Raw genomic sequence first — 9,852 nt, forward strand, 5'->3', positions numbered from 1 at the left:
GAATTAGGGGGTCTGACCGGTTAATACCCGAAGACACGCCAGAATACTGTTTGATCGACTGAGCGAAAAGAGTGATTCAGTCTATCATTTAAGCGGACGTATGTGTGCAGTGCATCGAAGTTTGGTGCTGAATGAAATTAAGCAACGATTAAAGGATAATCTGCCTTGTCGAGTTGTCTCAACACAGCTAATAGAGGCAGGGGTAGATATTGATTTTCCACTTGTGCTCAGAGCGATGGCGGGACTTGATGCGATTGCTCAAGCGGCAGGAAGATGCAATCGGGAAGGCGGGCCAGACAAGGGAGAAGTTAGGGTTTTCTATCCTCAGGAACATGGAATGCCTTCAAGGGGGTGGTTGAAGGAAACCTCTACCGAGGCACTTCATGTATTAAGATATATCAACCAGGATGCACTCTCCTCTGAGGCTATGTGCTCCTATTTTGATCGCGTTTATGGACTGAATGACGGCACCTTTCAGGACAAAACAGATATGAAAGGCATCGTGAAGCTTCTTCGTGAAAAAAATGCGAATTTAGAAATACCTTATGCGGAGATCGCGGAGCGCTTCAAGTTCATTGAGGATGATATGCATGCTGTAGTCATTCCTTATGATTCGGAAGCAAGGCGATTGCTGGCTGAGCTGCGAATGGTTGACTATCCGACACAGGTGATACGTCAACTCCAGCCTTACAGTGTTCAGCTATATTCTTCAGAATTGGAAACGATGAAGCATGCTAGGCTCATAGAAGATATTGAGGGGGTGTACTATGTATTAGATATGACTCGCTACGATAAAAATGTAGGTTTGATGCAGATTGGCTATAAAGCTGAAACGGAGGTTGGGTTGAGTTAGAGAGGAGGAGAAAGAATGGGTTACGGAATAAAACTAAGAGTTTGGGGAGATTACGCATGCTTCACCCGGCCGGAGATGAAAGTCGAAAGGGTCAGCTATGATGTCATCACACCTTCTGCGGCCAGAGGGATTCTGGAGGCGCTTCATTGGAAGCCTGCCATTCGTTGGGTAGTGGATCGCATTCATGTGATGAAACCAATTATGTTTGACAACGTCCGAAGAAACGAGGTTGAATCGAAAGCATCTCCGAAAAAAACTGCTATTTATACTTCTTTGGAGACCCAGCAACGTGCAGCAACGATTTTGAAGAACGTGGAGTATATTATCGAAGCCCACTTCGAGATGACAGAGAATCGTGGCGAAGAAGATACCCCAGAGAAGCATTATAATATAGCAATGCGAAGAGCCAGACAAGGCCAATGTTTCCATCGTCCTTACTTTGGGACTCGCGAATTTCCGGTTAACTTCGAATTGGTGGAAGATGAAGATCTGCAAGGCTTTGTGAGTTATTATCGTGATACCAGTCAAGATTTGGGGTATATGCTCTATGATCAGAAGTATGAACTGGATGACAAGGGTGAGGTTAAACGGGTAACGCCCTACTTTTTCAGAGCACAAATGGTGGATGGTGTCATTGCAGTGCCTAGTCCGCAGGAGGTGATGCGATGATCTTCCAAGCATTATACAACTATTATCAGATACTCTTGGATAAAGAAGGGGACAGCATTCCCCAAGAAGGCTATTCTTCCGCGGGCATCTCATTTGAAGTTCATATTGGCGAAGATGGAAACGTGTTGGATATTCTTTCATACGAGGAGAACGGAAAGTCTATAAAAAAAGAGCATATGGTACCGGAACAGATCAAGAGAGCCAGCAACATCTTTCCTTATTTCTTGTGTGATAAAGCAGAATATCTGTTTGGCGAAGCGATATCAAAACGCGCAGCTTGTCGGAGAGAGATGCAGGCTTTGTACAGAAATATCTTAAATTTCGTACAATACGAAACAGTCGAAGTCAGGGCGCTTCGCCGCTTTGTTGAAATGGAGCCTGAAGCACTGTCTCACAAATTGAACAGCATATTGAGTAAAGAGATGGTAGAAGCCCTTCAAGCTGGCGGCTTGTGTGCAATCAAATATGCGCCGACTGGTGGTTTCTATCATCATTCACGGCCCTTACTTACGGCATGGGAGCGATATTTAGCTGAGAAAAGTCGGGATACAGACAACGAAATGATGAACTGTTTAATAACAGGTGAGCAGGTATCAGCTCAGGAGATCGCGAGATTGCATCCAAGCATCAAGAATGTAATCGGTGCTCAGTCATCCGGTGCAGCCCTTGTATCCTTCAACAAACCGGCATTTTGCTCGTATAACAAGGAGCAATCCTATAATGCACCGACGTCGAAAAAAGCAGCGAATGCTTACGGTTACGTGTTGAATCGACTTTTGGCAGACCAGCGCCACCGCGTCAGATTGAACGATACCACTGTAGTGTTTTGGGTGGAATCCAGTATGGACCACGAACAACTGTTTCTTGCGAACCTCCTGCAGGAAAATGAAGAGGAACATGGGGAGGAACAGTCTCCGGATGCAGAAAGTGTAAGAGAACGTTTGAAGAATGCGGTGGTGCGTGTTCGCCATGGTCAGGAATTTGCTGATACATTCGAAGACTTGGATCCGAGTACGACATTTTACATGCTAGGTCTTTCGCCCAATGCAGCGCGCCTCTCCATTCGATTTTTCTATAAAGAAACATTGGGCGCACTTGGAAAGCGAGTATGGCAGCACTACAAGGATTTGTCCATTGAAGGACTGGAACGAACTCCTACAATCAGACAATTGTTGAGAGAACTGGCTGTAGGACATGATTGGAGCAAGATTCCGCCTAATTTAGAAGGGCAGATGCTTCGTTCCATAATCAATGGTTTGCCGTACTCAAAGGCCGTATTTGCTCAGCTGCTCAATCGTATTCGTTCAGATTCTGATGATCCGAAGAAAGGCTTGTACAAGATAGGAGCTATCAGAGCGGCCATGCTCAAGGCCTATCTGCTGCGCTCCCCCTCAGCTCATTCACAAATTAAGAAAGGAGATCTGACTATGGCCGAAAATAAGAACTCTTCAAATGCAGCTTATCATCTGGGCAGATTGTTTGCATGTCTGGAGAAAACCCAAGGCAGCGCTCAAGGAGGAGGGATCAATGCAACGATTCGAGATCGATTTTGGGGAGCAGCTTCAACCTCTCCAGCAACCGTATTTCCCCGACTATTAAGTCTGGCACAGCACCATATTTCCAAGGATGATAAATGGGGTGAATATAATAACGGCTTGATTCAGGAGGTTATGTGCAAATTGCCTGAACAATTCCCAAGAAGACTGACATTGGAAGAACAAGGGATGTTTGCGATTGGCTATTACCACAAGAGAGAAGCTTTTTATAAGTCAAATCAAGATGGACGAGCGGATAAGAAAACAGATGAACCCATTAATCAATAGAAAGAGGGATGGACGATGACAATGAAAACCCAGATTGAAAATCGTTATGAGTTTGTATTGCTGTTTGATGTGGAGAACGGGAATCCAAATGGTGACCCTGATGCAGGGAATTTACCAAGAATCGACCCCGAAACAGGCTGCGGTCTCGTCACAGATGTATGCTTGAAGCGGAAAGTTCGCAACTATGTTGAGCTTGCCCGGGCGGGAGAGGATTCATATGACATTTATATCAAGGAAGCGGCGATTCTCAATCAATTGAACAAGGAGGCTTTCGAAGCACACCCTGATATGGAATTGAAAGAAAACAAAGCAGATAAATTAGTTGCCAAGAAGAAGGAGGATCAACAGACTCTTGCTCAATGGATGTGCAACAAATATTACGATATTCGCGCTTTTGGTGCGGTCATGACTACCGGGGTGAATTGCGGACAAGTCCGTGGTCCTGTGCAGTTCAGCTTCTCCAAGAGTCTGGATCCGATTACACCTGTGGATGTGACAATCACCAGAATGGCAGTGACGAATGAAAAAGACGCAGAGAAAGAGCGCACCATGGGAAGGAAGAGCATTGTACCTTATGGTCTATACAGACTGGAGGGGTTTATTTCTGCTCCCTTGGCGAATCAAACTAACTTTGGGACGGAAGACTTGGAGTTGTTGTGGGAGTCGCTTATGTTTATGTTTGATCACGATCGGTCGGCTGCCCGGGGAAAAATGGCTGCTCAAAAACTAATCGTGTTTCAGCACGAAAGTCGTTTAGGCAACGCACCAGCCCATAAGCTATTCAATCTGGTTCAAGTAAGCAGAAAACAGGATTGCGATGTGCCCCGTTCGTTCTCAGATTATGAGGTGAACATTGAAGCAGCTCCTTCAGGAATTACAATTCTGGAGAAACTATGATGGCGCATGTTCTGTAACACATATGGCGGGTTCCGCTGTTGAAGCTGGAGGCGATCTGCGCGTTTGGCTACAGTGGCGCCCGCCATTGGATAATGTTAACGCCTTGTTATCTTTTATCTACACGCTGTTAGCGAATGATACAAGGTCGGCTCTCGAAGCTGTCGGATTAGATGCCTATGTCGGCTTCCTGCACCGAGACCGTCCTGGCAGAGCTTCGCTTGCTCTTGATCTGGTAGAGGAATTGCGAGGCGTATATGCAGATCGCTTCGTTCTCTCCCTAATTAATCGCAAGATCGTGGACCATAAGGGCTTTCATCGCAAGGAGAACGGCGCTGTCATTATGGATGACGATACGAGGCGCAAAGTATTGTCCGTCTGGCAGGAGAAGAAGCAGGAGACGATTCAGCATCCTTTTCTCCAGGAGAAGATATCCTGGGGACTTGTCCCCTATGCGCAGGCTTTGCTACTGGCCCGACACGTCAGAGGAGACTTGGACGAGTACCCGCCATTCCTATGGAAGTAGGTGTGCGATGTTAATCTTAATCACTTATGACGTCAATACAACAACCGAAAGCGGAAAGCGCAGGCTGAGACAGGTGGCCAAGACTTGCTTGATTTATGGGCAACGAGTGCAGAATTCCGTATTCGAGTGTATACTGGACACAACCCAGTACCGACAGCTTCGCTATGCGTTGGAAGAGTTGATCGACCCGAGAACAGACAGTTTGCGGTTTTATAACCTGGGCAACAAGTACAAAACCAAGGTTGAACATATCGGAGCCAAGCCATCCCAAGATTTGGAGGGGCCCTTGATATTGTAGGTGCGAACCCCAAGCGAACATGATTTCCCTGGGAGGTTCGCACCTAAAAAAGAAGGTTAATTTACCTTTTTTGGATAATAAAGGGTTACTTAGTTCTTGATTCAGAGGTTATTTTGGAGGTTCTTGTAGTAATTTTCTTGTATTATGACGAAATTTGATTGTCCGCAATTAATTTTCGCTGTCGCACTCCTTGTGAGTGCGTGGATTGAAATTCCTATGATTAAACCCCGGAGGCCGCTTCGCACCGTCGCACTCCTTGTGAGTGCGTGGATTGAAATATGGTCACGCCTGAAAATGACATATTGATCTATGGTCGCACTCCTTGTGAGTGCGTGGATTGAAATCCTCTTTAGCCGTTCGACCACCTGCCGGGGAAACTGTCGCACTCCTTGTGAGTGCGTGGATTGAAATTCCATCCCCATTACTACCACCGTCATTCTGATTGGTCGCACTCCTTGTGAGTGCGTGGATTGAAATGGGGTAATGCTCACGAAGTTTGTTTGTCACCCCAGTCGCACTCCTTGTGAGTGCGTGGATTGAAATTGTAATGCCGAAACTCATTTGACCACTGCTCCCTGTCGCACTCCTTGTGAGTGCGTGGATTGAAATATTTCGTCGCTGTAAGCCTGTAACCAACAACTCTTGTCGCACTCCTTGTGAGTGCGTGGATTGAAATTACCGTGATGACCTGTTTTGCCGGCCCCCACGAGTCGCACTCCTTGTGAGTGCGTGGATTGAAATTCGAAGAGCACCGCAAGTTTCAAAATCTTATCAGGTCGCACTCCTTGTGAGTGCGTGGATTGAAATTCTGGTGGCGAATTGTCAGTAAAGATACCTTCGGTCGCACTCCTTGTGAGTGCGTGGATTGAAATTCGGCTATTTGCACTACGGAAAACGCATCTTCTGCGTCGCACTCCTTGTGAGTGCGTGGATTGAAATCCAAATCAAATACATAAGCGTAATCAATCCTTTTTGTCGCACTCCTTGTGAGTGCGTGGATTGAAATTAGCACTTCTATCATTTTGTTTAGATGCTGGAAGTCGCACTCCTTGTGAGTGCGTGGATTGAAATATTTGTGATGTAATGATTGTTTTTCACTCTTCCGTCGCACTCCTTGTGAGTGCGTGGATTGAAATCGTATCAGATATTTTATGAGCTCCGCCAGCATCGTGTCGCACTCCTTGTGAGTGCGTGGATTGAAATAATGATTAGATGGCATTCCTTGGCAGCGAAATCCGTCGCACTCCTTGTGAGTGCGTGGATTGAAATTCGTGCTTTACGATGTCTTGCTGATCTCGCACAAGTCGCACTCCTTGTGAGTGCGTGGATTGAAATCGGTGTAAGGAGCTTCGAACACATCGCCCTCTCGGTCGCACTCCTTGTGAGTGCGTGGATTGAAATGTCCATCCACTTAAGACGTATCACAGATTCTTCTTCGTCGCACTCCTTGTGAGTGCGTGGATTGAAATCCGGCTCGTAAGGAGGAACCTCACGGTCAGGAAGGTCGCACTCCTTGTGAGTGCGTGGATTGAAATTTTCATACGGTTAAACTCAAGCTCCAACTCATAGTCGCACTCCTTGTGAGTGCGTGGATTGAAATAAGGGATGGGTGATGAAGTATGAAGAGTACAGCGTCGCACTCCTTGTGAGTGCGTGGATTGAAATGATGATAGGATTACGGATCTTAAAAAGCTTATTGAGTCGCACTCCTTGTGAGTGCGTGGATTGAAATGCCAGTTGGCAAACACCATCTTGGAGCATTTGCCGTCGCACTCCTTGTGAGTGCGTGGATTGAAATCCTGGAAGCTCGGAAGCAGGAGCTGGTCGAGGAAAGTCGCACTCCTTGTGAGTGCGTGGATTGAAATTGTAACAGCCGATTCCCGTCAAGATACCGGCTGCCGTCGCACTCCTTGTGAGTGCGTGGATTGAAATGCAATTCTGGTTTAGACTTGTTGACCACTCGCGCGTCGCACTCCTTGTGAGTGCGTGGATTGAAATGGATATGTTTTCCGGGAATGTCCTGTGTTCAATGGTCGCACTCCTTGTGAGTGCGTGGATTGAAATATAGCGGAAGCGTTTGGGGCACATGTGACATGGGGTCGCACTCCTTGTGAGTGCGTGGATTGAAATCAGAGAAAAACGATGTCTTCCGGGACATCGTAAAGTCGCACTCCTTGTGAGTGCGTGGATTGAAATATCAGTAAGAATATCAAACTTAACGCCAAGTACTGGTCGCACTCCTTGTGAGTGCGTGGATTGAAATTAACATTGGAAGTTATGTAATGTATGTTGAATAGTCGCACTCCTTGTGAGTGCGTGGATTGAAATCATCATTAAAGATACAAGTCTATTACAATCGTCTAGTCGCACTCCTTGTGAGTGCGTGGATTGAAATTTGCCATGTTGGTTAAACCTCCCTCGCAAATCTCGTCGCACTCCTTGTGAGTGCGTGGATTGAAATTGGAACGTCGATGGCAAGCCGTGGGTAAATGCAGTCGCACTCCTTGTGAGTGCGTGGATTGAAATAACCCGACTGCAGCATCCCGGATCATGAGCAGTTGTCGCACTCCTTGTGAGTGCGTGGATTGAAATCGTTCCCTCCAACACAGAGACAGATACGACTCGTCGAGTCGCACTCCTTGTGAGTGCGTGGATTGAAATCAGGGCAAACTCGGGAGAGTAAGCCAATCGGCTACAGCCCCGAGAGTGCGTAGGTTGAAATCCTTCTTTTGATCTTGTTAACCTGAACAGAAAAAGTTCAGGTTAATTACGTTGCTCCCGGAACGTCCCTCTGCAGTTTCCAATTGCATCCTACCAACTATCTGAAAATTAAGATATAATACTTTCGACATGAAATTAGGAGACTTGGAGGCTATTATGGGGTTCTGGGGATTCTGGGTAATATCAATAATTGAAATGACTACCCTGTTACTAGCGATGTTCGCACTATTCCGGTATTCCATTACATATTTGGTAAGACCGGTCCTATTTTTTAGCACTCTTTTATCCGTGGTGTCTTACTTGCTGTTTATTGTGTATGAATCTCCTTTTGCTCCCTGGATACAAATAAGTATAACAATATTGTTCCTCTGGCTAGTGCTGGAGGTCCCGCTGATTTACTCTGCGCTAATGCCAATCTTGTATACGGCGATCTATTCGGTCGTACAAGGGATTTTGTTTTGGGTTGCGGGGACATTCTTTGTGGACATCGAAGTGCTACAGGATGCCTCATCTTGGCAAGTTTACGTACTCCAATTAATTACCTCGATCTTCAATCTGCTGATCATGTATACCTGTTCTAAGAAAAATATAGGCTTTACCTTTGTACCAACTGATCGAATTGGACGATTAGAGTGGTCAATCAATAATCTCAAATTAGCTATTGGTATGGTTATCGCTGCAGTAGTTATGATTACATCTTTCTACTTCTATCACACATACAGTAATAAGATGCTGTGGCTAGTAATATTTATTTCTGTCAACGTCGCTGTTATTCTTCTATGGTTTTCATATCGTAGGGAACACCATGATGATTGAACGGATCGCATTGGCTTGTTCAGCATGGTTATGTAAAAATAGCGAAATGCAATGTGATAAGATTCGAATTACGCATTCGTTGGCATCTGTTTTCACCAATTTATTAATAATCATTGGATCACTTATATTGGGTAAGTTATTCGGGACATTGTACGAAACGGCATTAGCATTATGCATGTTGGCAATCGTACGAAAGCTGACAGGTGGGCGACATTTGCCCACGTTAGAACAGTGTATTGTATTCACCATAGCTGTGATTGCAATCGCGCCATTCGTTCCTGCTTATCCTATTTTTTTTCATTCGGCTATATCTATATTGTTTATACTATGTATCCTACTTCAAATAAGGCGTTCAGTGAGTGCTATCGCAAGATGGAAGTACGCTATATCCTTCTGTCTATGTTTTCTAAATTTTATATGGATGTCCGACATACTTACATCTATTTTCTTGATTCAGACTTTCTTCTTGACACCCCTTCAAGGTGGAAAGGAGGTGAAGCCAATGTTGAAGCGATTGGTAACTTACTTGAGTAAGGCACTGGATAGTGGAAAAGAACCATTAGAAAAATGGTATTTTGGTAGTCCCTCCATAAAAGTTTCGGATAAGCAAAGGAGCAGTAATGAGAATCCCAGCACTAAAGCCAATAGGAAAAAAAGAATATGAGCCCCACTGGCTTCCGATGGATGTGGTGAGATTCTGCACTTTAAAAGGGAAAGATATGTGGTTCGAAACGGGCGAGGGCAGTTACGTCTTACACGGGGCTGTTCTCCACGACTGGCGCATACTGCTGGCTGAGCATTCTTTTGTAGAAGTAGACCGAGGTACCTTGGCAAATATGAGACTCGCTAAAGTCATAGATACCGATTTAAGGCTGCTCTACTTCGATGACCCGCCCGCATCCTGCTTCTGCACCGTTTCCCAAAGCAAGATGCGGGTAGTGCCTTACAAGTACCCGCATCTGCGTACTTTCGAATCCGGATATGAGACCTCGTTCTCCTGATGATCCCCAATGGCGCGATGAATAATCGTATTTTTCTGACAACTAGTCCGGTTGTTCTTGCTGCTTATTAGGAATGAAGATCCGACTCGGTACATGAATCCAGGCCAAATGTATCTGCTGGTAAGAAGTAACTGGAGGCTAGGCGCTCAACGGAACGGAGCGACACTATTGGCCTCTTTTTTGCTGCTTTTTCCCGCTAACGGAACGGAGCGACGCTATCTGCTCCCATGTCTATCAAGCCCCCTAATTAA

Annotated in this window: 5 protein-coding genes, 3 pseudogenes and 1 CRISPR repeat array; all 8 genes and pseudogenes read left to right on the forward strand. The window is 45.6% G+C overall.

The genetic code is table 11. The features are described from left to right. Nucleotides 1-34 precede the first annotated feature (34 nt). A pseudogene (locus XYCOK13_RS03445) lies at nucleotides 35-853 on the forward strand (hypothetical protein); the annotation flags it as partial. Between the two features lie 15 nt (nucleotides 854-868). Beyond that, a complete protein-coding gene (gene cas5c, locus XYCOK13_RS03450; protein WP_213410527.1) occupies nucleotides 869-1,522 on the forward strand; it encodes a type I-C CRISPR-associated protein Cas5c in 654 nt (217 codons plus the stop codon). Continuing rightward, nucleotides 1,519-3,345, forward strand: a complete 1,827-nt coding sequence (cas8c, locus tag XYCOK13_RS03455) for a type I-C CRISPR-associated protein Cas8c/Csd1 (RefSeq protein ID WP_213410528.1) — start codon at nucleotides 1,519-1,521, stop codon at nucleotides 3,343-3,345. Before cas5c ends, cas8c begins: the two co-directional genes overlap by 4 nt. A 15-nt stretch (nucleotides 3,346-3,360) precedes the next feature. Then, nucleotides 3,361-4,242, forward strand: a complete 882-nt coding sequence (gene cas7c, locus XYCOK13_RS03460; protein WP_213410529.1) for a type I-C CRISPR-associated protein Cas7/Csd2 — start codon at nucleotides 3,361-3,363, stop codon at nucleotides 4,240-4,242. 76 nt (nucleotides 4,243-4,318) lie between these two features. Next, a pseudogene (cas1, locus tag XYCOK13_RS03465) lies at nucleotides 4,319-4,765 on the forward strand (CRISPR-associated endonuclease Cas1); the annotation flags it as partial. Between the two features lie 7 nt (nucleotides 4,766-4,772). Continuing rightward, on the forward strand, nucleotides 4,773-5,063 hold the full coding sequence (cas2, locus tag XYCOK13_RS03470; RefSeq protein WP_213410530.1) for a CRISPR-associated endonuclease Cas2: 291 nt from the start codon (nucleotides 4,773-4,775) through the stop codon (nucleotides 5,061-5,063). A gap of 180 nt (nucleotides 5,064-5,243) precedes the next feature. Next, nucleotides 5,244-7,724: a CRISPR direct-repeat array (repeat unit 32 nt; unit sequence GTCGCACTCCTTGTGAGTGCGTGGATTGAAAT). An 868-nt stretch (nucleotides 7,725-8,592) separates the two neighbouring features. After that, nucleotides 8,593-8,925: pseudogene (locus XYCOK13_RS22300) on the forward strand (accessory gene regulator B family protein); the annotation flags it as partial. Between the two features lie 177 nt (nucleotides 8,926-9,102). After that, on the forward strand, nucleotides 9,103-9,264 hold the full coding sequence (locus XYCOK13_RS21795) for a hypothetical protein (RefSeq protein WP_244864981.1): 162 nt from the start codon (nucleotides 9,103-9,105) through the stop codon (nucleotides 9,262-9,264). Nucleotides 9,265-9,852 lie beyond the last annotated feature (588 nt).

It is taken from the genome of Xylanibacillus composti, from assembly GCF_018403685.1.
Taxonomy (GTDB): domain Bacteria; phylum Bacillota; class Bacilli; order Paenibacillales; family K13; genus Xylanibacillus; species Xylanibacillus composti.